Source organism: Algoriphagus sp., from assembly GCF_029254265.1.
Taxonomy (GTDB): domain Bacteria; phylum Bacteroidota; class Bacteroidia; order Cytophagales; family Cyclobacteriaceae; genus Algoriphagus.
Genome location: NZ_JAQWXX010000089.1, coordinates 1 through 25160, shown reverse-complemented (window position 1 = coordinate 25160; position 25160 = coordinate 1). Strand labels below are relative to the sequence as shown.

Here is a 25160-nt window from a genome sequence, read left to right as displayed (position 1 = left end):
TAGTACAAACTACAAAAAATATGGTGTACAAATTCTAGAGAAATTGCTGAAAAACTAAGGTCTAATACTACTCGCCTCACTATATTTGTAATCTCAAAAGGGCTTAGATCTTTATAGACTCTAACATGCAATTAACCCATATCAGCCTGATCTTCAAGATCAATTTTATAGACTGATACCATAACGCATAAACTTAAGTTAAATAAAATCCTGAGATTGAATCCATTTTGATCTTAGGCTATTTCCTGTCCATTTACCTGTTAAGTTTCCCTTCAACATGGGACTGAAAGGGCGAAGCTCTGCACAGTCGGCAGTCAATATCGCTCAGTATAGCACTCTAAAACTTTAACCCATTAAACTTTAAACCCTTAATCTCTTAACCTTTAACCCTCATTGCTTAAGGCTTAAAGTTTAACGCTTAACACTTAACGATTTAACTCTTAACCTCTTAAACCTTTAACCTTCATTGCTTAAGGCTTAAGGCTTAAGGCTTAAGGCTTAAAGTTTAACGATTTAACTCTTAACCTTTAACCTTTAACCTCTTAACCTTTAACATTTAACGAACACCCCCTCTTTTTTAATGAGCATAACAAACGTAATCCTTTCCGGCGGTGTAGGTTCCAGACTCTGGCCTTTGTCCAGAAAAAGCAGACCGAAGCAGTATCTGCCGATTTTTGAAGGGAAAACTCTTTTTCAGAATACAGTGACACGGAATCGAGAATTCTGTGATTCTGTTTTGGTGGTGGGGAATCAAGATAATTTCGAGTTATCCCGTAGAGAATTGACTCAGGCTAATATTGATGATTATTCTGAAATAATAGAAGCCTGTCCCAGAAATACTGCGGCAGCTATAGCTTTTGCAGCATTTTCCGCTCTACCGGGAGACATTCTATTTGTAACTCCTTCAGATCATTTGATAGAATCAGGAGCAGAATATCAGAAAGCTGTGGATAGAGCTGTTACTCTTGCTCAAGAAGGATACATTGTCACTTTTGGTTTAAAACCCACTAAACCTGAAACAGGTTTTGGCTATATAGAAGCTAAGGGAGAAGATGTTAAGGGATTCCGTGAAAAACCGAATTTAGAGACCGCAGAAGAGTTTTTGAAAAACGGGAATTTTTTTTGGAACTCAGGGATGTTTTGCTTTCAAGCAGGAGTTTACCTTGAGGAATTGAAAGCTTTCGAACCGGAAGTTTACGAGACTTCCAAAACTGCCTTTGAATCAGCTTCCTCAGGTAAACTCGATTTCGAATTGTCTATGAAGATACCTTCCATTTCTGTGGATTATGCAGTAATGGAAAATACCAAGAAAATCAAAGTTGTTCTTTCCGAATTTGCCTGGTCTGATATGGGGTCTTTTGCGTCTATTTATGATCACTTCAAGAAAAAAGGTCATAAAGTAGATAGCAAAGGCAATATGGTTATTGGTACAAAGCTCCATACAGAATTTGTGGGATTGAAAAATACAATTTTTGTATATACGGAAGATGCTTTTTTAATTCTGAAAAAAGACAGGTCTCAGGATGTAAAGAAGGTTTTTGAGCGATTGGAGAAGGAGAGGCCGGATTTAGTTTAAAAGTTAATTTGTTAAGCGTTAAAATGTTAAACGTTAAAAGGTTAATTGTTAAAATGTTAAAAGTTAATTGGTTGCAAGTTAAAATGTTAAGCGTTAATTAGTTAAAAGTTAAAGCTTGGGCATTTCAATGATTAGCAGAAATTCATCTAATTTTTAAAGTTTTTAGTTTAAAACTAATTTTCATAAGACTTTGACTGGAATTGCTTCTTTTGAAGATTTAGAAATATGGAAATTGGCAAGAGAACTTTGCTCGTATGTTCGAATTTTAAGTAGGAAAGATCAGTTTTCTAAAGATTTTCGATTTTGTAGTCAGATAAATTCCGCCGCAGGGTCAATCATGGACAATATAGCTGAAGGATTTGAGAGGGATGGAAACAAAGAGTTCATCAATTTTTTATACATAGCTAAAGGTTCAAATGGCGAAGTAAGATCTCAATCTTTCAGAGCACTAGATGCAGGTTTTATTGATAGCTCAGAGCAACATGGAATTTTAAAATTGACGGAGGCATTAAAATTCAAGATTCAAGGTCTTATTCATACCCTTAAAAATAGTGGTGGTAAAGGATACAAGAAATATCCTTAAAACTAGAATTTTCACCAATCAATCTCTTAACGATTTAACAATTAACGCCTTAACGCTAAACGCTTAACGCCTTAACAGCTAACAACAAACTTTTATATGCTTACTAAATTAGAACAAAGCAAAATCGCAATCATCGGCCTGGGCTATGTAGGCTTGCCTTTAGCGGTTGCATTTGCAGAAAAATTCAAAACAATAGGTTACGATATCAATGCGGGCAGAGTAGATGAGTTGCAAAAAGGCATTGATCGGACTTTGGAAGTGGAGAATTCTGAACTTCAAAGTGTATTGGTAAAAACCTCCTTAGAACAAGAGGAAAAAGGAAAAGGACTTTTAATCACTGATGGTATAGGCCCTATTTCTTCCGCAAATATCTATATCGTTACGGTTCCAACACCTACGGATAAACACAATAGACCAGTGCTTACTCCAATGCTAAAAGCATCAGAAGCAATAGGGAAGGTGCTAAAAAAAGGGGATGTGGTGATTTATGAATCAACAGTATATCCTGGAGTGACGGAAGAAGAGTGCGTGCCTGTTTTGGAGAAAATCTCTGGTTTGAAATACAATGAGGATTTCTTTGCGGGCTATTCTCCCGAGCGAATTAATCCAGGAGATAAGGAGCATACCGTGACCAAAATATTGAAAGTAACTTCTGGATCTACTCCTGAGGTAGCTGAATATGTGGATCAATTGTATAAATCAGTGATTACTGCCGGTACCCACAAAGCTTCCTCTATTAAGGTGGCCGAAGCAGCGAAGGTGATTGAAAACTCCCAGCGGGATATCAATATTGCCTTTGTAAATGAATTGAGTAAGATCTTCAATCTTCTGGATATAGATACTCAGGAAGTGCTGGAAGCTGCTGGAACGAAGTGGAATTTCCTTCCCTTTAAGCCGGGATTGGTTGGAGGACATTGTATCTCAGTAGATCCTTTTTATCTGGCACAGAAAGCTCAGGAAATGGGTTATCATCCAGAGATTATTTTGGCTGGGCGTAGACTTAATGACTCCATGGGTAAGCATGTGGCTACGGAGACCATTAAGCATATGATGCGAAAAGATTTGAAAGTGATAGATTCCAAAGTCCTGATCTTAGGTTTTACCTTTAAGGAGGATTGCCCGGATGTTCGAAATACACGTGTGATTGATATTTACAGGGAACTTCAATCCTTTGACATGAATGTTTGCGTCTATGATCCTTGGGCAGATGTGGCAGAAGTAATGCATGAATATGGAATTGCCATTATCAATGGAGGCACCAAGCCTGTATTGGAAGATTATTCTGCTATTATACTTGCAGTAGGGCATAAAGAGTTTAAAACCTGGAATATTCAGAAATCTGATTCTCAGGTGGTGTTTGATGTGAAGGGAGTGCTTAGTAAGGAATTGGTGGATAGCAGATTATAGTCTTTTGTTTAATATATGAATATTCAAATGGTGGATCTCAGATCCCAATATGATCGAATAAAAGCTGAGGTAGATTCAGCCATTCAGGAAGTTATAGATACTACAGCTTTTATCAACGGTCCGCAAGTCAAATCCTTTGGGAATTCTTTAGCAAGTTACACTGGTGCAAAGCATGTGATTACCTGTGCTAATGGCACGGATGCCCTGCAGATTGCAATGATGGCCTTAGGATTTCAACCAGGGGATGAGGTGATTGTCCCTGCTTTCACTTATGTGGCTACGGTGGAGGTAATTGCTTTATTGGGGCTGAAACCGATTTTTATTGATGTGGTTGCGGATACCTATGAATTGGACATCGCCCAATTGGAGGATAAAATCACAGCTAGAACTGTCGGCATTGTCCCAGTTCATCTCTATGGGCAATGCTCGAACATGGAGCTGATTTTAGAATTAGCCAAAAGGCATGGTTTAAAAGTTATTGAAGATACTGCTCAGGCGATCGGAGCTGTCTTTACCTTTTCGGATGGAAGAAAAGCGCAGGCAGGAACGATGGGAGATATTGGAACTACTTCATTTTTCCCATCTAAAAACCTAGGTTGTTATGGAGATGGTGGGGCTATTTTTACCAATGATGCAGACTTGGCCAAAAAGCTTCAAATGATTGCAAATCATGGTCAGGCTAAAAAATATTACCATGAAAGTATCGGGGTTAATTCTAGGCTGGATACGCTTCAAGCGGCGATTTTGAATGTTAAACTGAAGCATCTGGATCGGTACTCTGCTTCTAGAAATGAGGTGGCAGATGCGTATGACCAAGCCTTTAAAAATCATCCGAATATCAAAATACCCAAACGGGCTACAAACTCCACGCATGTCTTCCATCAATATACGATTCAGGTGGAAGGGATAAGTAGAGATGAATTGAAGGAATATCTTGCGGAGAAAGGAGTTCCGAGCATGGTTTATTATCCAATATCGCTTCATCAGCAAGTGGCCTATCAGGGATATGGATACAATGCAGGAGATTTTCCTGTATCAGAATTACTTTGTACTAAGGTGCTTTCCCTTCCTATCCATACAGAGATGAAAATGGAAGACCAAGCATATATTATTGAAAGTATTAAAAGCTTTTTTAAATGAAGAATTATACTGCTCACGAGAGTGCCTATATCGATGAGGGATGTGAAATCGGTGAAGGAACGAAGATTTGGCACTTTTCTCACATCATGCCTAACTGCAAATTGGGTAAGAATTGCAACATAGGCCAAAATGTGGTGATCTCTCCTGAAGTTGTTTTGGGAGACAATGTCAAAGTTCAGAACAACGTTTCCATCTATACCGGAGTGACCTGTGACGACGATGTGTTCTTAGGCCCTTCTATGGTCTTCACCAATGTCATCAACCCTAGAAGTGCGGTAAACCGAAAGTCTGAATATGCCAAAACTCATGTAGGCAAAGGCGCCAGCATAGGAGCTAATGCGACTATTGTCTGCGGCCATGATATAGGGAATTACGCATTTATCGGAGCAGGATCAGTAATTACCAAAAATGTCCCAGCTTATGCGTTGATGGTAGGAAATCCAGCTAAGCAAATAGGATGGATGAGTGAATATGGAAGCAAGTTGATTTTTGATGAGCAGGGGAAAGCTAATTGTGAAGCGACCGGAGATCAATACGAATTGAAAAACAATCAAGTAACCAAACTTTAAAAATGAAGAATTTTGCATTGATAGGTGCAGCAGGATACATTGCTCCACGACACATGAAAGCTGTGAAAGATACCGGGAATGTACTTTTGGCAGCTTATGATAAGTTTGACAGCGTAGGGGTGATGGACAGCCATTTCCCGGATGCTGATTTTTTTACTGAGTTTGAGCGCTTCGATCGACATATCGAGAAACTGAAGCGATCGGATCGTAAAATTGATTACGTCAGCATCTGCTCACCAAATTACCTACATGATTCTCATATCCGATTTGGATTGAGAGTAGGCGCCAACGTCATTTGTGAGAAACCTTTGGTGCTCAATCCATGGAATATTGATGCCTTGTCGGAGGTAGAAAAAGAACATGGCACTCGGGTGTATAACATCCTCCAACTGAGATTGCATCCCGCGATCATAGCGCTCAAAAAGCAAATAGAAGAAGGGCCAGCAGATAAAATATATGATGTTGACTTGGCTTATATTACTTCTAGAGGGCACTGGTATTATACTTCCTGGAAAGGAGATGTTAGTAAGTCTGGCGGAATCGCTACCAACATTGGCGTACACTTCTACGATATGTTGACTTGGGTATTTGGATCAGTGAAAAAGAATGTCGTCCATGTGCATACTCATGATCGAGCAGCAGGTTATTTCGAATTGGAGCGGGCGAGAGTTCGTTGGTTTTTGAGTATCAATGCAGATACGTTACCAGATGCAGTAAAGGCAAAAGGAGGGAGAACCTTTCGTTCACTGACTATGCAAGGGACAGAAATAGAATTCTCTGATGGATTCACCGAACTTCATACGCATTGCTATCAGCATATATTAGATGGACATGGATTTGGCTTGGAAGAAGCACGACCAAGTATAGAAATCGTACAACACATTAGGCATGCAGAACCTATCGGTCTAAAGGGAGATTATCATCCTCTGGCAGCTGGAGAATTGGCTAAGCATCCTTTTGATAAAAAATAATTAATGGATGTATTAAGTCTCATAGGTAGAAAAGAGGAGCTATTTGGAAATGATATTTCAAAAAATGAAAATGAATTATCAGCAATAGTTTCTAACTCTCGCTTTTTGGTTTTAGGTGGTGCTGGATCAATAGGTCAAGCAGTAACTAAAGAGATTTTTAAACGGAACCCAAAAAAACTTCATGTTGTAGATATAAGTGAAAACAACATGGTTGAATTAGTTCGTGATATTAGAAGTACCTACGGCTATATTGATGGTGATTTTCAGACTTTTGCTCTTGATATTGGTTCTTTGGAATATGATGCTTTTATAAAATCTGATGGGGGATTTGACTATGTACTGAATCTCTCTGCTTTAAAGCATGTAAGAAGTGAAAAAGACCCTTTCACACTTATGAGAATGATTGATGTCAATGTTTTTAATACAGATAAGACAATCAAACAATCTATTAAGAACGGAACCAAAAAATATTTTTGTGTCTCTACTGACAAAGCAGCAAACCCAGTAAATATGATGGGGGCATCCAAGCGTATTATGGAAATGTTTCTGATGCGTAGGAGTGAGGCCATATCTATTTCTACTGCCCGGTTCGCTAATGTTGCTTTTTCAGATGGTTCTCTTCTTCATGGATTTAACCAGCGTATACAAAAGAGACAGCCAATAGTGGCACCGTCTGACGTAAAACGTTATTTTGTTACTCCCCAGGAATCAGGAGAGCTTTGTTTGATGTCTTGCATTTTCGGAGAAAATCGAGATATCTTTTTCCCAAAATTAATCGAGAGTTTACATTTGATTTCGTTTGCAGACATAGCTGTTAAATATTTGGACCAATTGGGATATGAACCATACTTATGTGATTCTGAAGAGGAAGCACGAAAATTGGTAAACACATTACCACAAGATAAAAAGTGGCCTTGTTATTTCACCGTAAGTGATACAACCGGAGAAAAGGATTTTGAAGAATTTTATACTGATCAGGAAACCTTGGATATGGATCGATTCCAAAATCTTGGTGTAATTAAAAACAAACTTAATATTGAAGTTGAGAAACTGGATTTGTTCCAAAAAACAATTTTGTCTCTTAGAGAGGCTTCAGAATGGTCTAAGACTGATATAGTTGATCTTTTTCATAAAATGATACCTGATTTTGGGCATAAGGAAACGGGGAAATATTTAGATTCCAAAATGTAATGAATACGATTCAGGAGACGATAGCCTTTATTCGAGAAATCTTTCATACCAATGATTTTATACCATTGCATGAACCTCGTTTTTGCGGAAATGAAAAAAAGTATCTTAATGATACAATAGATTCTACTTTTGTTTCTTCAGTGGGAGCTTATGTAGACAAATTTGAAGGGATGATGAAAAATATCACCTCAACTCAAAAAGCAGTAGCTGTAGTTAATGGAACAGCTGGAATACAAGTAGCCCTTCGCTTGGTCGGAGTAAATTCAGGAGATGAAGTTCTTACTCAAGCTTTGACTTTTGTCGCCACTGCAAATGCAATAGCTTACAACGGGGCAAGTCCTATTTTCTTGGATGTTGATCAAGATACGATGGGGCTATCTCCGACTGCAGTTAGTGATTTTCTTGAAGAGTATGGTGAATTGCGCCAGGGCGGTTGTTATAATAAAAAAACAGGAAAGAAAATTTCTGCCTGCTTGCCTATGCATACCTTCGGATTTCCGGTGCGGATTGAAGAATTGATTATTATTTGTAAAAGATGGAAAATTCCAGTAGTGGAGGATGCGGCGGAGTCATTAGGTAGTGAATTTATGGGGAAGCCAACTGGAAGCTTTGGCCAATTAGGTGTTTTTTCTTTTAATGGAAATAAAATTGTTACCTCTGGAGGAGGTGGAGCTATAGTCAGCAATTCAATAGAATTAGGTGAAAAAGCTAAATACCTTACGACAACCGCTAAAATGCCTCACCCTTATGAGTATTATCATGATGAATTAGGATATAATTTTAGAATGCCTAACCTCAATGCTGCATTAGCTTGTGCACAATTGGAGAATTTGGATAGTTTTTTAGAGGATAAAAGAAACCTATCGCTTCAGTATAAAAGCTTTTTTAATAGTCAAGACATAAAATTCCGGACAGAAATGCCAAATACTAAAGCTAATTATTGGCTGATGTGTTTGGAACTCGAGAATAGAAAAGATAGAGACTCTTTTTTGAAAGAAACTAATGAATCAAAAGTGATGACCCGTCCAATTTGGCAATTGATGTATCGTTTACCAATGTTTGATTATTGTCAAAGAGATGATCAAAAAAATGCGGAGTTTTTGGAAGACCGAATAGTGAATATACCAAGTAGTGCCAGGAAGTGAAGTTATCCTAGTCGGATATTCAGGTCATGGGTTTGTTGTGGCTGATGCAGCCCTTGAGTCAGGGTTGATTTTGTTAGGTTACACAGAGATAAATGAACAATCTCTGGACCCCTTTAATTTGAAATATTTAGGAGATGAATCGGATCCTAATTTTAAAGAATGGGAAACTGATAAAAAATTTATTTTAGGAATTGGTGACAATAAGATTCGACAGAAAGTAGCTAATTATATTTTGTCGAAAAATATGGAGTTTTTAAATGTAATTCATCCATCAAGCTCGATTTCAAAAACCTTTACAATGGGTATTGGGAATTTCATATCTAAAAACGTTTCAATAAACCCACTGGCAAGGATTGGTGACCTGTGTATTATTAACACAAGTGCAGTGATCGAGCATGAGTGTTCAATAGGAAATGCGGTACATATAGCTCCTGGTGCAGTCTTGGCAGGTAATGTAAGTGTAGGAGACCTTAGTTTTATAGGTGCGAATTCCGTGATAAAACAGGGTATCAGGATTGGGAGAAATGTTGTAGTTGGGGCCGGGAGTGTGGTTATTAAAAATATAGGTGATAATGAGACTGTGGTAGGTAATCCAGCAAAATAAATCCAATGAGTAAAGAAATTAATTTTAAAGGAAGGGTAATAAACAAAGAAGCAAGTATTCTTGAGGCTATGAAGTTGATGGATCAAATTGACCATAAACTTTTAATTATTACTGATGAAAATCTTTTTTTAGGACTTTTAAGTGCAGGTGATATTCAAAGAGCAATAATTAGTGATAAGCCATTATCTACTCCTGTAGCTGACATAATGAGATCAAATATAAGAGTGGCTTCTCCTAAAGATTCTTTAGAAGATATAAAGGTATTAATGTTAAAATTTAGAATGGAGCTTTGCCCTGTTCTTGATGGAGAACATAACATACTTAATATTTATTTTTGGGAGGAATTATTCGAGGAAGAGAAACCACATCCAAAATCCTATTTTGATTTGCCAGTTGTGGTTATGGCAGGTGGTTTTGGTACTCGAATGAAACCACTTACTAATGTTTTGCCTAAACCGCTGATTCCCGTAGGTGATACCACTATTTTGGAGCAAATCTTTAAAAGGTTTTATAAACATGGAAGTAGTAGATTTTATCTTTCTGTAAATTACAAAGCTGATTTAATTGAATATTATATCAAAAATCAAAATTTACCCTATCAAATAAGCTATTTTAAGGAGGAAAAGCCTATGGGGACTGCGGGAAGTATGTCTTTGTTGAAAGGTAAAATCAATGAAACATTTTTTGTAAGCAATTGTGACATTATTGTTGACCAAGATTATTCTGAAATTTTAGACTATCATAGGTCCCATAAAAACGAGATTACCATTGTAGCGGCAATGAAGAACTATCCAATTCCGTATGGAACTATCGAAACGACAAAAAAAGGTAAACTAGTTAAGTTAAGCGAAAAGCCTGAATTAACTTTTAAGATTAATAGTGGTATGTATATTTTAGAGCCTCATTTACTTGATGAAATTCCAGATGATACCTTTTTTCATATCACACATTTAATTGAAAAAGTCAAGGATAGAGATGGAAGTATCGGGGTTTTTCCAATCAGTGAAAAATCTTGGAAAGATATCGGAAATTTGGAGGAGTACTACAAGACCATTAGTTTTCCTTGAACAGGTTTCCAATTAGAGTTTTAGCTCTATTTAATTCTGTAAAGGAGAAGGGCTTTTACCATTTACTTTCAGCTAACTACCTTATTAGATTTTTAGGTTTTGCCTCCCAACTTATTGTTGCATGGATTATAACTACGGAGGACGTTGGTAGAATAAAAGTAATGCAATCGTATATGAGTGTTTTCGTTGTTTTGGCTAGTTTTGGCTTCAATGTTTCTATACTTAAATTGTGTTCAGAGGATCGAAGTGAAAAGCAAAAAAACTATCTTTTTAGAAAAGGGTTGACTTATTCTCTTGTTTCTCAGATATTAACTATCGCACTTATCTTTTTTTTAGTGTATTTCGAATTGTTATCCCAAGATTTTATAATTAATAAGGTTTTTTTAGTTTATGCACTCGGTTTAGCACCATTAGTTTTAGACGGTATAATTTTAGCTTACCTTCAATCCATGAAACGTATTAAGGAATATGCAAATGTTCAGATTATTTCTAAGCCGATTTCAATAGTAACTATAGTTATTTTTACCTATTATTTAGGTCTTTTTGGGTATGCAATAGGTATTGCAATGAGTTACTTTTTTACCCTTCTTTTACTTTTTTATCGTAATAAAAATTTTATTTTAGGGCAATTTGAATTAGTTGAAAATCCTTTTGAGGCACACAGTTATTATGCTCTATATTCTACATTAACAAATTTTGTTGGGATAGTGTTAATATCTATTGATATTTTTTTTCTCAATTATTTTTTATCAGATAGAGTAGAGTTAGGCTTTTATAGTTTTGCTACCATATTTATAGGGATGTTAGGTGTTGTTACTCGTAGTATTTTACAAATAAGTCACCCTCATTTCTCCGAAAAGGCGAGTGATTATTCTAAGTGGATTACCTCATTTCGTAAGTATCAAAAACTTATGAATATAGTATTGATAGTTATGTTTGGGGTTTCCAGCGTATTAGTTCCTATTTTTATGTACTTCGTTTTTGACGGTCGATATATGAACTCCATACAGTTTTTCTTAATCCTTGGTATAGCATGGCTTTTTAGGGATTTAAGCGCATTTAGAGGCAGTGCACTATTTGGATTAGGCAAACTAAAGTTGAATTTTGTGACAAATATCTCTTCACTTATCTTTCATTTAGGTTTTATTTATTTTGGTTTTCAAATTATGGGTATTTATGGTGTTGCAATTGGTATGATTCTTGGAGCTTGTTCTACATATTTTTTAAGTTTAATCGTTTTTAGAAGTGTATTAAGGCAAATTAGGTTGTGAAGTTTCTAGTTTATTTATTCTATAAACTTGTTTTGATGCATCTACCGAGGTCTGCTTCTAAATATGGGGGGAAATATTTCAATTTAATGAGGGTTTCTGCGTTTAAAATTATTTTAAACGCAGAATCTAAAGGGATTACCATTGAATCAAAAATTAACTTAGGCTTGAAAAGAAATGTTAAAATGGGCCATCACTCAGGTTTAGGACACAAGTTGAAATTTGGTAGAGATCTTAACATTGGTGAATATGTAATGATTGGTCCAGAAGTTATAATCTTTGGTCAAAATCATGAATTTAGAAACTTGAATGTTCCTATGTCAAGACAAGGATACAAAAAATCGAATACTTTGATGATCGAAGATGATGTATGGATCGGAGAAAGAGTAATTTTAAATGCAACTGTATCAAGAATCGGTACCGGCTCTATAATAGCTGCAGGTTCTGTTGTCACTAAAGATGTAGACCCATTTAGTATTGTAGGTGGTAATCCTGCAAAATTTATTAAAAGTCGATTGGGTAGTTAAATGAAAATACTTTTTATAGGAGATTGTAATCATCAATTATTAGTATCCTTTATAAGGACTATTAGTTCTTTAGGAGTTTTTCATTTTTCCGCTTTTAGCATTACAAAAATAAAGATTGAATCCCAATTTTTATATTCATCTGTAAAGTATGCAAGGTCATTTAATAATATTTATAAAAGTAAGTGGTTTCGAAAATTAATTTACCCTGTTGATATTTTTTATAGATTTTTGGCTCTTAAAAATGATTTTGATTTTATACATATTCATTCCTTAAAGTTACAGTATTTTTTTATTTGGCCACTTTTGATTTTGAGTAGAAAGAAAATTGTTATATCAATTTGGGGATCTGAAGTACTTAGAGCAAGTAATTTTAGGATCTTCCTTTTAAAATATATGTATCATAAGGCTGATTTTATTCATTGCACCAACCCGATATTAATTGAGAATTTTTGCCAGCGTTTAAATCTTCCCTATTCTAAATTTGTTGCTATACCCTTTTTTCTTAAAAATTTAAAGATAATTGATGAAGAGAGAAGTAATAGGTTTGAAATTAAATCCAAGTTGGGTTGGAACAGAGGGAAAATTCAATGTACCATAGGATATAATTATAATTCTGGTCAGCAACACTTGGCAATTCTTGATCAATTTAGAGAAATTGATTTCATTGATAAAACTGAACTCATTTTGCCATTAACTTACGGATCTTCAGATGGGAATAGGGAGACTATAATTGAAAATGCTCAAAGTCTGAGTTGTACATCAGTTATTTATCAATCTTTTTTGTCGGAAAGAGATTTGGCTCTTATACGATTGGGAACTGATATTTTTATTAACCTGCAAATAACAGACCAATATTCTGCATCAATGGTAGAAGCCCTCTATGCCGGAAGTATTGTTATTACTGGATCATGGTTACCATATGATTCATTGAAAGAAGTGGGGGCATTTTTTGTAGAGATAGATAAGGTTAGTGATCTTCGTGATGCGCTAAGTAATATATTTAAAAACTGGGAATTTTATGCCAAAAGGGCGTTTGAAAGCAAGGAATCTGTCGCAAAGCTTTTTGGTGAAAAGACTACTTTCAACAAATGGGATGAATTCTATAAATCTATAGTGGATTAATGTTACTTACTATAGTCTTTCTTTTACTTCTATGTGTGCTATACTTTAAGTATAAACTAAAAATTCTTATTTATTGGCCTTTATTAATGCTCCTGTTAGCATTTATTTACCCTTTTATCACGGATGTTAATTCTTCTATTAGTCCTGAATCAAACTTATTTACTGTTGTTTTAACCCTTTCAACTAGAGTTCTATTGGTAGTTATTTCTCTGATTCTAATATTCAAAAATGGTTCTAGTAATCTTTTTGTTTCTATTATTAGCTTTTTGTTTTATGTTTTTGTATTAAGCCTTTTTTCTAAGGATTTATTTGGGTCTTGGACACGACTTTTAATTGTTGGTTCAAATTTCTTGATTATTCCGGCTTCCATTTACTTGTTTAAGGATAAGTTAAATCGTGATTTTTTTTTTAAAGTACTCACGATTACCAATGTTTTAGCTATTATTTATATTCTTTTTTGCTCATATTTTAAGATAGGATTCGTAGTTTATGGGAATGAGACTTTACATTACGGTGGACTTTTCTTTTTTGGCTTGTATTTTTTCGTATTTTCAATTCCACTGTTTCTATTACACCTTCGTAGTAAATTTAATCCATTTTTAGTGCTGATTGTATTTGCTGAAACTGCTTTGATTGTATTAAGTTTGAAAAGGACTTATTTAATTCTTCTTGCTGTTTTTGGCTTTTTTTATTTAATTCTTATTTTGTTTTCAAATAAAAGGAGTATTAGTCTTTTAACTTTTATAATTTTAGGAAGTTCATTTTATTATTTTTATGAAGATATTGTTGAACTTCAAGAAACTCGAAATAAAGTTTTGACAACTGATTCTTTGGAGGAGGAAGGAAGGTATTTGGAATATTTGGTTTTTTTTGATGAAAGAATTAATCAGTTTTCTTACAAATCTTTAATTGGGCAGAATCCATTCGTTAATACAGGGGATTTTGGAAAAGACAATGTTTATCAGTTAAATACAAGAGATAGATCTTTACATAGTGATTACGCTGAATATCTGTATGGAATTGGCATTTTTGGAATTATTTTACTCTTTTTTATTTTCATGAATTTGTTTTTCGTCATTAAATCCTCATCTAAGTTTGCTTTTAGTTCACCGATCAAACGTGATGCATTTCTTTTCTGTATTGGTTACTTAATTGTTCTACTGATAAGTCAGGGGGTTGACGGATTGTACGTTTATTGGGCAAGAACACTCCCTTTTTGTATTATTGGCGTTCTTATTGCTGAAATTAATGATACTGAAAGTTGATTTTATTATTATGAATATTGTAGTTATCGTTCCCGTCTATAATGAAGCTAGTTTTCTTGACGCTTTTATCGAATCTATTATAAACCAGACTTTTGTTCCGTTAGAGGTGCTTTTTGTTGATGATAATTCTACAGATGATTCATCTGTTATCATAAAAAGATATGCAAAAAAGTATTCGTTCATTGATTATTGTTTTCATGAATCCGGTGCATACAAGCTTCAAGGAACTAAAGTTATTAATGCTTTTAATTTTGGTCTGAAGTTTATTGACATTCAAAAGGTTGATATTATTTCAAAAATTGATGCTGATTTGGAGTTGCCCTTAAATTATTTTGAAAAAATCAGTAATAGCTTTCAATCTGACGAGAGAATAGGAGTTTCAGGTGGTAGGATACTTGAGTTACATAATGGAATTTGGTCAGCTACTCCACAGGCTGATTATCACATTAGGGGGGCTTTGAAATCTTATCGTGTAGAATGTTTTACTGAAATTGGTGGCCTAAAACCCATTTTAGGCTGGGATGGATTGGATGAGATGACAGCGTTTTATAAAGGCTGGAAATCAAAAATAGTTGATAGTGATGTAAAACATTTTAGGCCAGCCAATTCAGATTATAATAAGGTTGATATAGCTTTTAAAATGGGCAGATCTAATTATATGAATGGGGGAAATCTGTTTTTAGCCTTGCTTCGGACAGTTTTTAAAATTTTCAAAAAAAAGAGTTTCACTTATGGTATTTCGTTCTTGAAAGGATATTTGAATGGTTTGAATTCTAATGAGGCAAGATATGTTGATGATGATTTTGCGGATTTTATTAATAAATTTCATCTTCGTCGCATAATTAGATTATGAGGATTCTTATAGATATCAATCATCCCGCACATGTTCATTATTTTAGGAATTTTATATTTCGAATGAATGATCTTGGTCATTCTTTTTTTATTGTTAATCGAGATTCTATTATGATTAACCAATTGCTTAATGAATATGGATTAGCACATAGAGTAAGATCCTCTCGACCTAAGAAGAATTCTTTTGTTAATTCATTGGTTTATCTATTTAGGATGATTTTTGATGTATTTCGCTATTCTCAAGGTAAAAAGATTGACTTGTATTTAGGATTTGCATCCCCTGCTTGTTCAATTGTAGGTTGGTTAAGGAGAAAGCCTGTCATTTTAATTGATGATACAGAACATAACTCCACGAATCATTCAATTTATTTACCCTTTTGTTCGGTAGTCCTTACACCTTTTTATTTTACCAAAAAGCTTGGAGCTAAGCAAATTTCATTTCAGGCATTTGTTGAACAATTCTATATAAATTCTGATTTTAATCCCACAAAAATTCTTAAAGAAAAATCTTATTGCTTAATTAGATTTATTTCTTATGATGCCCGACATGACTCAGAAGTTAAAGGAATTATATCGTATGAAAATAAATTGAAATTAGTTAATAATCTATCAAAGAAGATAAGAGTTTATATTTCATACGAAGGTGATGAAATTGATGAAGTGCTTGGGGGATTCCATTTGGACATAAAACCATCTCAGATGCATAGTGTAATAGCAGGGGCTTCCTTATTTATCACTGAAGGTGCTACAATGGGGATTGAAGCAGGTTTAATGGGTGTTAATTATTATTATATTAATCCACTTAAAGTAGGAAATGTAACTTTTCAAGCTCAAAAATTTAATAATGCTCATGAAATTGATGGTAATATTTTGGCTGAAAATATCGATGAGGTTGATTTCAAGGATAGGGATTTTGATCAACAAGAATTAATTGAAAATTCAACTATTAACCCTACTGATTTTTTAATTTGGTTTGTAGTTAATTTTCCTGAATCTAAAGATATTATGCTTAAAGACTCTACATATCAATATAACTTTTCATAGATTTTTAATTTTATTTTTATGGTATCATATCCAGTTGTTACAAGTAAAATGGAAAGACGCAAGAACTTAGTGCTTAATAAAGCAGGTCAAGGAGTTTTGGATTTGTGTTCCGATTATTTTGATCTGGACTCCTCCAATGTCTATGTTTTGTCGACAGGTAATTATTTCAATTTGGAATTGCTTTCTCAGTCTGATTTTCAAGGGATATTAAATCTTTCTCGTCTTAATGATTCTCGCAGAGTAAATAAATTCTTGGAGGTTTTAAATTCCAAATTAGTTGATGGTGGCATTTTTGTAGGTTGTGTACAAACTTATTCAAACAGACGAAAAAGTTTGATTTCAAAATATATTTTTCCGATTAATTATTTTGTGTATTTCTTTGATACATTGTTTCATAGAATACTTCCTAAGCTGAAGCTAACACAACGTATGTACTTTTACCTTACTAAAGGTAAGGGAAGGATGCTTTCAAGGGCTGAGATGTATGGGAGGTTGTATTCATGTGGTTTTGAAGTCCTGAACCAAGTTGAGGCAAATGACAAACTATATTTTGTTGCAAGAAAAATTTCTGAACCTACTTTTGACTCAAGTCCGACTTATGGTCCATTTATAAAATTAAAACGTGTTGGTAAAGGTGGAGAAATATTTAAGGTATATAAACTCCGAACCATGTATCCCTATGCTGAATATCTTCAAGACTATGTTTATAAGAACAATGAATTGGATGAAGGAGGGAAGTTTAAAGATGATTTTCGCGTATCTCCTTTAGGAAGTTTTTTACGAAAGTTTTGGATTGATGAACTTCCAATGTTTTGGAATTTGATAAAGGGAGATATGAAGCTTATTGGCGTGCGTCCCTTAAGTAAACATTATTTTAATCTTTATACAGTGGAAGTTCAAGAATTGAGAACGAAGGTTAAGTCTGGACTCATACCGCCTTTTTATGCGGACATGCCTAAAACTCTTGATGACATTATACTATCTGAAAAGAAATACCTTGAATTGTATGCCAAAAATCCTTTTAAAACTGATATCAAGTATTTTTTTAAAATCTTTTCAAATATTTTATTCAGAGGTGCAAGGAGTAAGTAGCTAGAAAGAATACATTACTTTCAATGAAAAATTTAGATTGAATGAGTTCTCATTATTTGAGAACTCATTTTCGTTTAAGGGGTTAGAGGAATACCAGTTTACATTATTTGAGGAAATCAAATTAAGGGTGGGAGAAAAATAAAGAGATTTATATTGATAGTCTATTCCTGCAGAAAACACCAAGTCAATCCATTTCTTATAAAGATCGTTTGATACTGATGCATTATAGTAAAAATGGGGGTCCTGTTCTAATCTGGTAAAACCCACATAAGCTCTATTGATACCTTCAAAGACACTTATTCTTAATAACTGTTGATTCCCACTATTATTCAGACTTGAGCCCAAAATTTGTCCTTTGTTGGTTAAACCGTGGCTTACTTGTCCATTGTAGTATATATTTACTGACCTATCTAAGCCACCATATCTTGTTAATCTGTTGATTGAATTCTTTGTTTGAACCATTTCGGTCTCAAACCCTAGGGTATACCTTGAAGAATTTAACTTCACATACTTAGCTAGACCTAAAATGTAACCCCTAGAGTGTTCTGGATTTAAGACAGCATCTCTCCAATTCAAGGCATGATCGTTTCTTAGGTATTCGCCATAAAATTCAAATCCAATTTTTGGAAAATACCATCGAAAAAACACACCTAAATGCTGGTCCTCTCTTAATAAAATATTTTCAACGTTTCCAACACCTTCTTTCGGGAAAGGGTCGAATAAAGGGAACCAAGCTCTAAAGCCATCCTCCATATCTTTTCTGTAAACCTGGAATGTCCGACTGCCTCCAATGGACAATCCCTTAATCCATTTTGGCGAATAGCTCAATGATATTCCTGTGAAATATCTCCATGTATCATTATCTTTTTCTCCAAAGAGGTCCTGAGCTTTACCATCACTGTAGTAACTCAATTCTGACCCATCTAATTTCCCAGCAAAGTATTGTCCCTCAAAATTTCCAAGAAATGTCTTAGCTGGTTTCACAGTTTTTATTGTCGCATGTAAAAAACCCGGAGCGTTGTTACTTATTAATAGGGCATTTGATTTACTGGGCCCCCACCAAATGTTTTCTGAAGAAACTCCTGCTTGAAAACTCCCAAAATTCATCATTATGTTAGAATTGCCAGAAATAAATTCGGTAATTGATTCTTGTCCATGACGGACGGGGTTATCAATTCCCAAAATATCTCTTTTTCTCAACTCAAAATATGAGCTAGGAGCATTCTCGGGGTATTCTGAAAAAGGAAGGTTTTGGGAATAGAAAAGTTTGGGGTATAACTGAATTGATAGTCTGCCATACTTCAAATAAATTCCGGAAGAGAGAATAAACTGAAAACCTTTTGCAGGAATCATAGCTCCATCATTACCTCCAAAAGGGCGATTTAGATTATACTTTGAATCAATAAAAGCTGGTAAAACGTATAATTCCCCACGACCTTTTTTGCCAAATTCATTTACGTTTGACAATAAAATACTTTCAAGTTTTGATAGGCTTCCATTAGTAGAGTTGTACTTTTCTAAATTTAGTGGGCCATAACTGAAACTGAAAACACTTGAATCTTGATTAGAAACTTGCTCTCGCCGTAATAGGTCATTTAAATTACTCAAATTTAAAGGAATGTTTTGTCCTTTAAGAAAAATTGGAATTGATATAAAAGCTGTTAAAAATATAATTTTTTTGAACATTCGAATTTAAATTCTAAGACTTAGCTATCGATTCAAAGATATTTATTTCCTTTTCATTTTCAGCGAAATTCCCTTCCTTTTAGTTTTGATTTTTGTTTCTTTGCCTTAAGATTTATTATTTATGTACTTACTACTATCTTTTTTAACCGCTTTTGCAACAGGAATACTAGTTTTTCCCGTCCTTATTAAACTTTTAACTAAGTATAATTTTTCTGAAGTCCCTGGTGGTAGAAAGATTCATACATCAATAGTTCCTTCAATGGGAGGAATTGCCATTAGTCTTTCAGTTGCCATTTCATTAGCGATTTGGTCTTGGCAATACAACATTCCAGATATACGCTATCTCCTTGGAGCGGTTTCTCTGATGTTTTTCGTAGGCTTTCGGGATGATATGGTGGAGCTAAAAGCATTTCATAAAATTTTGGGGCAGCTGATTGCAGTAATTCTGGTCGTTGTGATTTCGGATATCCGAATCAAGGATCTTCATGGATTTCTGGGGGTTGGGGAACTGAATATTATAATTAGTTATTTTTTTTCAGCTTTTGTGCTTCTGGCATTGACGAATGCTTTTAATCTTATAGATGGACTTGATGGTTTAGCGGGGATTATTGCTATTATTGTTTTCACTTGTCTTGGAAGTTGGTTTTTGATACAGGGCCTTGAAAGTTATGCTTTATTGTCCTTTACTTTCTTAGGAGCTGTGATTGCCTTCTTGTTCTTTAACTGGCATCCGGCAAAAATCTTTATGGGGGATACAGGTTCTCTTACTCTGGGCTTTACCATGGGAGCTTTGATTATCGCATTTATGGAAACCAATGCTGCCCTTCCGGAGGATAATTTCTGGAGATTCACACCGGTCTTTACCGCCGGAATCACCTTAATGATTTTCCCGCTGTATGATATGGCAAGAGTTTTTACTAAGAGGGTTAGTAAAGGCCAATCTCCTATGACTCCGGATAAAAGTCATGTGCATCATTTTTTGATGAGAATGGGGCTCAAGCATAATCAGGTAGCGCTTATTTTGGGTGGATTGCAGTTGAGTTTTATTGTTTTGATTTTTCTTATGAAAAATTTTTCAGATCATTTAGCACTTCCAATCATTTCTGTAATTGTGCTATTATTGGGCTATAGACTTGATCAGATTACTGTTAAGTATGTGAAGAAAAAAGTAAAAAAAGAGCCTAAGATTCTTGAAGACAAGGGTTTAGTTAAAAAGAGAATAGAATCAAAAATTGTAGATCGGGAAGGTTTCAAAGATTCCCGTATAAATATGAATTAAGAAAATCCTGATGATTCAAAAAACAAATTAAAGCCCGTCAAGGGCTATTTTTGTTTCTTGTAATTGATGGTTTGGTTTTTGATAGTATTGATTTTACCTTTAGAAAGGTTCTTGTTCACCCGATTATAAGAATGTCATTCAAATTTCCACTATCGTTTCCTGTTTTTGAAGGGAATGAAAAAAAATATTCCAATAAAGCGATTGAGGCTGGTCATCTAGCCACTTATGGAGAATTTATCCCCAAATTTGAGCGAAAGCTTGCGCGGGAAATGCATTCTCATCAAGCGGTAGCTTTAAACTCCGGTACTTCTGCTTTACATCTGGCAATGGTCCTTTTGGGAATTGGTCCAGGAGATGAAGTAATCTGTCAATCATTCACTTTTTGTGCTTCAGCCAATCCCATCGTTTATTTGGGAGCGAAGCCGATTTTTATAGACAGTGAAAAGGATACCTGGAATATGTCTCCTGAATTGCTTGAGGATGCTATCCTTAGTAGGATAAATGAGGGTAAAAAACCAAAGGCAATAGTTACGGTCCATCTTTTTGGAATGCCTGCCAAGATGAATGAGATCTTGGAAATTGCCGGAAAATATCAAATACCTGTTTTAGAAGATGCTGCTGAAGCAGTTGGATCCAAATACTTTGGGAAATTCTGCGGAGCTATTGGTAAAATCGGTGTTTACTCTTTTAATGGAAATAAAATAATCACTACCGGAGGTGGTGGTGCATTGATATCAGATGATGTCTTTTTAATAGAAAAGGCAAAGTATCTATCCACTCAGGCCCGTGAGGATTTGCCCTATTATCATCATTTGGAGATAGGGTTCAATTATAAAATGAACAACCTCGCCGCTGCAATTGGTCTAGCTCAGCTTGAACAATTGAATGCCTGGGTGAAAAAAAGAAGGTTGATAAATCAAAGATACAGGGAGCTTTTGGACGGATTTCCGGGGATTACCTTTCAGGAGGAGCAAGAGGGATCTTACTCAAATTATTGGTTAAGTACTATTTTGATTGATCCGGTTACTACCGGTATGAATAATGATAAGCTTCGGGTGATATTTCTAAAAAACGATATTGAAACGCGTTTTCTTTGGAAACCACTTCACTTGCAGCCTGTTTTCCAGGATATGCCATATTATGGAGGAAATGTTTCTGAAAACCTGTTTAAAACCGGACTCTGTCTGCCTAGTTCAGTGACTCTTACTCTTGATGATCAAAAACTGGTCGTCTCCCACATAGAAAAAGAATTAATTAAAACCTTTGGGTGAGTGAATTATAGAATTTTTTTCAAAAGGATATTGGATGTTTTAATTTCCCTTGGGCTATTTCTTGTCCTTTTCCCAATATTTGTTTTGATCGCAGTTACCCTGATCATTCACCATAGAGGTAATCCCTTTTTTGGGCAGTCTAGACCTGGACTTGCCGGTAAACCTTTCCAGATTCTCAAATTCAAAACCATGCGGGACAAATATTGTGAGGAAGGAAGAATGCTTTCTGATGAGCTGAGGATTACTGCATTGGGTAAAATCATAAGAAAGACATCTTTGGATGAAATTCCCCAGCTTATCAATGTGCTTAGAGGTGATATGAGTCTGGTAGGTCCAAGACCACTGCTGGAAGAGTATCTTCCTTTGTATTCACAGGAGCAATCCAGAAGACATGAGGTAAAACCAGGAGTGACGGGTTGGGCACAGATCAATGGTAGAAATGCGATCAGTTGGGAAAAGAAATTTCAATTGGATGTATGGTATGTGGATAATCTCTCATTATGGATTGATTTAAAAATCCTATTCATAACATTTTTTAATGTCTTGATGGGAAAAGGGGTGTCCCAAAAAGGAGAGGTGAGTATGAAAAGATTTACAGGGAGATCAGTAGCTTAATTGATTTGGGGTATCAAATAAAACAGATTTAGATTCTGTTATTTGGAATTAAAGGCTAGTAATTTTTTTAGTTATAAGTATATTTGACAGATTATTTTAAGAATCAATAAAAATTTGATTAATTTGCGTCATATTTTATAATCCCTGAGTAAAATTTAATCTTCCTATTTGAATAAATTTCTACTATGAATTTTTTAACCCGGCTTAAGATTCTACCTAGGTGGATAATTGCATCTTTAGATTCCTTAATTCTTTTTTATTGCGCCCTCTTTTCATATCTGGTTCGTTTTAATTTTGAATTGGCTTTAATAGAGCAAAATGATGCTTTAGCAGGAAGTTTTACATTTATGATTGGCGGTTTGCTGGTAATGCAAAATACCAGAAGCTACGAAGGGATTGTTCGGCATACCGGTTTTCGGGATGGCTCCAATATTTTCAAGACAGTTGTTATCAATTTCGTTCTCTTCCTATTCTTGAATTTTTTTCGGGGCAATTTCTTAAATGACCGATTTTTACTTCCAACCTCTGTTTTAATTATAGCAAGTTTGTCCTCCTTATTCATGTTGATCTTTTATCGACTGTTGGTTAAGGAATTATTTGTTTACCTGAAAAACGGATTCTTAGTAAAAAACCTTAAAAACGGAGTGATCTTCGGAGCAGGTGAAGCAGGGATTATTGCACAGGAAGCGATCAAAAGAGACAGAGAAAGTGTTTTTAATACAATTGCTTTTTTGGATGATGATCCAAAAAAAGAGGGTAAGAATATTGATGGCAAACGAATCTATAAAGGTCTGGAAGACTTAGAAACTCTTGTTTCAGATTTCGGGATTACTGAATTGATTATTGCAGTCCGTGACCTATCGGTTCAGCGGAAAAATGAAATTATTGACGAATGCCTAAGGCTAAATGTTTCTGTCTGTATAGTACCTCCTGTAGATCAGTGGATCAATGGTGGTTTGACTGCAGGTGCTATTCGAGAAGTTAAGATTGAGGATCTTTTAAGTAGAGAACCGATTTTATTGGATAACCCTAGAATTCATCAGGACTTACAAGGAAAAGTAATCTTGGTTACCGGAGCTGCCGGTTCCATTGGTTCTGAGATCTGTAGACAGATTAGCCATTACGAACCAAAACTTCTTATCCTGTTTGATATTGCAGAGTCTGCGCTATATGATGTGCAGCAGGAATTCAAGGAAAATCATGCACACTGCCCAATAAAAATTGTTTTGGGGGATGTGAGAAACAAGAAAAAAGTCAAAGAGGTATTCAAATCCTATAAGCCTCAAGTTGTATTCCATGCTGCGGCCTACAAGCATGTGCCTATGATGGAAAATTATCCTGAGGAGGCTGTACATTCCAATATTCTAGGAACAAAATTACTTGCTGATATAGCAGTATTAGCTCAGGTGGAAAAGTTTGTATTTGTGTCCACAGATAAAGCTGTAAACCCAACAAATGTAATGGGTGCCAGTAAGAGAGCTGCCGAAATGTATGTTCAGGCATTGAATGAATACTTGGAGAGAAATCATAAAAAATATCATACAAAGTTTATTACCACTCGTTTCGGAAATGTGCTTGGATCAAATGGTTCGGTGATTCCGCTTTTCAAAAAGCAGATCATGAATGGAGGTCCGATTACTGTTACTCATCCTGATATCACCAGGTATTTTATGACCATACCGGAAGCCTGTCAACTGGTTCTTGAAGCTGGAATCATGGGTGAAGGTGGGGAGATTTATATTTTTGATATGGGTGAACCTATCAAAATATTGGATCTGGCTAAAAAGATGATCCAACTTTCCGGAAAGAAAATTGATCATGATATTAAGGTTGTATTTTCTGGTTTAAGAGAAGGGGAGAAGCTTTTTGAAGAGTTATTGAATGATTTTGAAACAGTTAAAATCACCCATCACCCTAAAATTAAAATTGCACAGGTACCGCCTTCATCTTATCATAAGATTGATGGGCAGGTTGAACTTTTTATGGATATGATCGGGAAAAACTCTGATGATCAATTGGTGAGTCACTTGAAGTCTATAGTTCCTGAGTTTATTTCCAACTCTTCCAGATTTGAAGTTTTGGATAGAATGAATTGAAAAAAAGTATCAAGTACCTAGTATGAGATAAATGAAATTAGCCGCTTTAATAAAAGAGCGGCTTTTCTTTTTTCCTTTCTGAATTCCTATGTCTTGATACATGTTATCAAAAAATCTTGTTTTTTGTCTGTAGCCTCTCCTTTCTTTTTAAGGTTCTCCCTTATTAGTGGAGGTCGGTTTTTATATGGCTAATAAGTATTTTTCAACACCTCGATTTCACCAAATATCATTTGATTTTAGCTTTAAAATATTCCGTTTTGAAATGACGACAGTACGGTCAGACCATTACTAGCTTATTCTTTGTTCGTTTGGCTTGGCCCAAAAGAAGGGCTGAGCGTGAAGTAAATACCCAGTGGGTATTTATAGCGAAGAGCCAGGTATGAGCTAGGTGCTTAGTCGCCGGCCCAGATTCCTATCGGGGCTTCTCCCCACATGCCACCGCCGGCCCGCTTCCATGTCCACCCACCGCGCCCTACGTATGGTAAATTTCAGAAACCTTCGGTTGAGACATTCTGTAATTCAATTTCCGATCTGGAGGTGGAATTTGATTGAAGATCCAAATCATACCATTGAGAATGACCACAGAGTGGTCAAATATTAGTAGCCCCGGGTGAGGTACGAAACCCGGGGTTGAAAGAAATAAGATTATTGGTCTCCCGCGCAGGATTTACTGACTTGTCCTAGAATGAGTTTACGCAAACCGTAAACTATGAGTAGAGAAAAAACAAGAACAGGCGGTTCTTTAAGCCTTTCAGAGAGAGAGTCAATGATTAAAGAATTTTTGACAGGT

The 25160-nt window shown here is 35.3% G+C and carries 22 protein-coding genes; 21 read left to right on the top strand and 1 reads right to left on the bottom strand.

From position 1 onward, the window contains the following. Window positions 1-580 precede the first annotated feature (580 nt). The 17 genes from P8O16_RS13295 to P8O16_RS13215 all read left to right on the top strand — a co-directional run bounded on the left by P8O16_RS13295 (window position 581) and on the right by P8O16_RS13215 (window position 17423). A complete protein-coding gene (locus P8O16_RS13295) occupies window positions 581-1576 on the top strand; it encodes a mannose-1-phosphate guanylyltransferase (RefSeq protein ID WP_300315811.1) in 996 nt (331 codons plus the stop codon). Between the two features lie 190 nt (window positions 1577-1766). After that, window positions 1767-2159, top strand: a complete 393-nt coding sequence (locus P8O16_RS13290) for a four helix bundle protein (protein WP_300315809.1) — start codon at window positions 1767-1769, stop codon at window positions 2157-2159. A 96-nt stretch (window positions 2160-2255) separates the two neighbouring features. Beyond that, window positions 2256-3566: a nucleotide sugar dehydrogenase gene (locus P8O16_RS13285; protein WP_300315806.1), complete on the top strand. Its 1311-nt coding sequence runs from the start codon at window positions 2256-2258 to the stop codon at window positions 3564-3566. A gap of 15 nt (window positions 3567-3581) precedes the next feature. Continuing rightward, complete coding sequence (locus P8O16_RS13280; protein WP_300315803.1) at window positions 3582-4706, top strand: DegT/DnrJ/EryC1/StrS aminotransferase family protein; 1125 nt, start codon at window positions 3582-3584, stop codon at window positions 4704-4706. Continuing rightward, complete coding sequence (locus P8O16_RS13275; RefSeq protein WP_300315800.1) at window positions 4703-5275, top strand: acyltransferase; 573 nt, start codon at window positions 4703-4705, stop codon at window positions 5273-5275. The genes P8O16_RS13280 and P8O16_RS13275 overlap by 4 nt, the downstream gene beginning before the upstream one ends. A gap of 2 nt (window positions 5276-5277) precedes the next feature. After that, the gene (locus tag P8O16_RS13270; protein ID WP_300315798.1) at window positions 5278-6246 is read left to right on the top strand and encodes a Gfo/Idh/MocA family oxidoreductase; all 969 of its coding nucleotides are present in this window, start codon (window positions 5278-5280) and stop codon (window positions 6244-6246) included. Window positions 6247-6249: 3 nt separating this feature from the next. After that, window positions 6250-7437, top strand: a complete 1188-nt coding sequence (locus P8O16_RS13265) for a UDP-N-acetylglucosamine 4,6-dehydratase (protein WP_300315795.1) — start codon at window positions 6250-6252, stop codon at window positions 7435-7437. Continuing rightward, window positions 7437-8582, top strand: coding sequence for a LegC family aminotransferase (locus P8O16_RS13260; RefSeq protein WP_300315792.1), 1146 nt, complete (start codon window positions 7437-7439; stop codon window positions 8580-8582). Before P8O16_RS13265 ends, P8O16_RS13260 begins: the two co-directional genes overlap by 1 nt. Then, complete coding sequence (locus tag P8O16_RS13255) at window positions 8569-9186, top strand: acetyltransferase (RefSeq protein ID WP_300315789.1); 618 nt, start codon at window positions 8569-8571, stop codon at window positions 9184-9186. Before P8O16_RS13260 ends, P8O16_RS13255 begins: the two co-directional genes overlap by 14 nt. Window positions 9187-9191: 5 nt before the next feature. Beyond that, entirely contained in the window at window positions 9192-10253 is a 1062-nt protein-coding gene (locus P8O16_RS13250) for a nucleotidyltransferase family protein (RefSeq protein ID WP_300315786.1), read from the top strand. Next, window positions 10250-11524, top strand: coding sequence for an oligosaccharide flippase family protein (locus tag P8O16_RS13245; protein ID WP_300315783.1), 1275 nt, complete (start codon window positions 10250-10252; stop codon window positions 11522-11524). Before P8O16_RS13250 ends, P8O16_RS13245 begins: the two co-directional genes overlap by 4 nt. A gap of 35 nt (window positions 11525-11559) precedes the next feature. After that, window positions 11560-12048, top strand: a complete 489-nt coding sequence (locus tag P8O16_RS13240; protein ID WP_300315780.1) for an acyltransferase — start codon at window positions 11560-11562, stop codon at window positions 12046-12048. Beyond that, on the top strand, window positions 12049-13170 hold the full coding sequence (locus P8O16_RS13235) for a glycosyltransferase family 4 protein (protein WP_300315776.1): 1122 nt from the start codon (window positions 12049-12051) through the stop codon (window positions 13168-13170). An 86-nt stretch (window positions 13171-13256) separates the two neighbouring features. After that, entirely contained in the window at window positions 13257-14435 is a 1179-nt protein-coding gene (locus tag P8O16_RS13230; RefSeq protein WP_300315773.1) for a hypothetical protein, read from the top strand. After that, entirely contained in the window at window positions 14419-15288 is an 870-nt protein-coding gene (locus P8O16_RS13225) for a glycosyltransferase family A protein (protein ID WP_300315770.1), read from the top strand. The genes P8O16_RS13230 and P8O16_RS13225 overlap by 17 nt, the downstream gene beginning before the upstream one ends. Next, entirely contained in the window at window positions 15285-16331 is a 1047-nt protein-coding gene (locus P8O16_RS13220) for a DUF354 domain-containing protein (protein WP_300315766.1), read from the top strand. The genes P8O16_RS13225 and P8O16_RS13220 overlap by 4 nt, the downstream gene beginning before the upstream one ends. 18 nt (window positions 16332-16349) lie before the next feature. Continuing rightward, the gene (locus tag P8O16_RS13215; protein WP_300315763.1) at window positions 16350-17423 is read left to right on the top strand and encodes a sugar transferase; all 1074 of its coding nucleotides are present in this window, start codon (window positions 16350-16352) and stop codon (window positions 17421-17423) included. Here P8O16_RS13215 and P8O16_RS13210 read toward each other — a convergent pair whose 3' ends face one another. After that, complete coding sequence (locus P8O16_RS13210; protein ID WP_300315760.1) at window positions 17424-19031, bottom strand: capsule assembly Wzi family protein; 1608 nt, start codon at window positions 19029-19031, stop codon at window positions 17424-17426. Window positions 19032-19230: 199 nt separating this feature from the next. Between P8O16_RS13210 and P8O16_RS13205 the strand changes: the two genes are divergently transcribed. The 4 genes from P8O16_RS13205 to P8O16_RS13190 all read left to right on the top strand — a co-directional run bounded on the left by P8O16_RS13205 (window position 19231) and on the right by P8O16_RS13190 (window position 24370). Beyond that, complete coding sequence (locus P8O16_RS13205) at window positions 19231-20388, top strand: glycosyltransferase family 4 protein (protein ID WP_300315757.1); 1158 nt, start codon at window positions 19231-19233, stop codon at window positions 20386-20388. Window positions 20389-20519: 131 nt separating this feature from the next. Further along, window positions 20520-21659 carry an aminotransferase class I/II-fold pyridoxal phosphate-dependent enzyme gene (locus tag P8O16_RS13200; protein WP_300315755.1) on the top strand — a complete coding sequence of 380 codons (1140 nt, stop codon included), beginning with the start codon at window positions 20520-20522 and terminating at the stop codon, window positions 21657-21659. Next, a complete protein-coding gene (locus tag P8O16_RS13195; RefSeq protein WP_300315752.1) occupies window positions 21660-22274 on the top strand; it encodes a sugar transferase in 615 nt (204 codons plus the stop codon). Window positions 22275-22459: 185 nt separating this feature from the next. Continuing rightward, window positions 22460-24370: a nucleoside-diphosphate sugar epimerase/dehydratase gene (locus tag P8O16_RS13190; RefSeq protein WP_300315749.1), complete on the top strand. Its 1911-nt coding sequence runs from the start codon at window positions 22460-22462 to the stop codon at window positions 24368-24370. Window positions 24371-25160: the final 790 nt, after the last annotated feature.

Excerpts from the sequence above, each read along its gene's own strand:
- P8O16_RS13295 (WP_300315811.1), top strand. The coding sequence starts at position 581 with ATGAGCATAACAAACGTAATCCTTTCCGGCGGTGTAGGTTCCAGACTC.
- P8O16_RS13285 (WP_300315806.1), top strand. The coding sequence starts at position 2,256 with ATGCTTACTAAATTAGAACAAAGCAAAATCGCAATCATCGGCCTGGGC.
- P8O16_RS13280 (WP_300315803.1), top strand. The coding sequence starts at position 3,582 with ATGAATATTCAAATGGTGGATCTCAGATCCCAATATGATCGAATAAAA.
- P8O16_RS13275 (WP_300315800.1), top strand. The coding sequence starts at position 4,703 with ATGAAGAATTATACTGCTCACGAGAGTGCCTATATCGATGAGGGATGT.
- P8O16_RS13270 (WP_300315798.1), top strand. The coding sequence starts at position 5,278 with ATGAAGAATTTTGCATTGATAGGTGCAGCAGGATACATTGCTCCACGA.
- P8O16_RS13265 (WP_300315795.1), top strand. The coding sequence starts at position 6,250 with ATGGATGTATTAAGTCTCATAGGTAGAAAAGAGGAGCTATTTGGAAAT.
- P8O16_RS13260 (WP_300315792.1), top strand. The coding sequence starts at position 7,437 with ATGAATACGATTCAGGAGACGATAGCCTTTATTCGAGAAATCTTTCAT.
- P8O16_RS13250 (WP_300315786.1), top strand. The coding sequence starts at position 9,192 with ATGAGTAAAGAAATTAATTTTAAAGGAAGGGTAATAAACAAAGAAGCA.
- P8O16_RS13240 (WP_300315780.1), top strand. The coding sequence starts at position 11,560 with ATGCATCTACCGAGGTCTGCTTCTAAATATGGGGGGAAATATTTCAAT.
- P8O16_RS13235 (WP_300315776.1), top strand. The coding sequence starts at position 12,049 with ATGAAAATACTTTTTATAGGAGATTGTAATCATCAATTATTAGTATCC.
- P8O16_RS13230 (WP_300315773.1), top strand. The coding sequence starts at position 13,257 with ATGCTCCTGTTAGCATTTATTTACCCTTTTATCACGGATGTTAATTCT.
- P8O16_RS13225 (WP_300315770.1), top strand. The coding sequence starts at position 14,419 with ATGATACTGAAAGTTGATTTTATTATTATGAATATTGTAGTTATCGTT.
- P8O16_RS13220 (WP_300315766.1), top strand. The coding sequence starts at position 15,285 with ATGAGGATTCTTATAGATATCAATCATCCCGCACATGTTCATTATTTT.
- P8O16_RS13215 (WP_300315763.1), top strand. The coding sequence starts at position 16,350 with ATGGTATCATATCCAGTTGTTACAAGTAAAATGGAAAGACGCAAGAAC.
- P8O16_RS13205 (WP_300315757.1), top strand. The coding sequence starts at position 19,231 with ATGTACTTACTACTATCTTTTTTAACCGCTTTTGCAACAGGAATACTA.
- P8O16_RS13200 (WP_300315755.1), top strand. The coding sequence starts at position 20,520 with ATGTCATTCAAATTTCCACTATCGTTTCCTGTTTTTGAAGGGAATGAA.
- P8O16_RS13190 (WP_300315749.1), top strand. The coding sequence starts at position 22,460 with ATGAATTTTTTAACCCGGCTTAAGATTCTACCTAGGTGGATAATTGCA.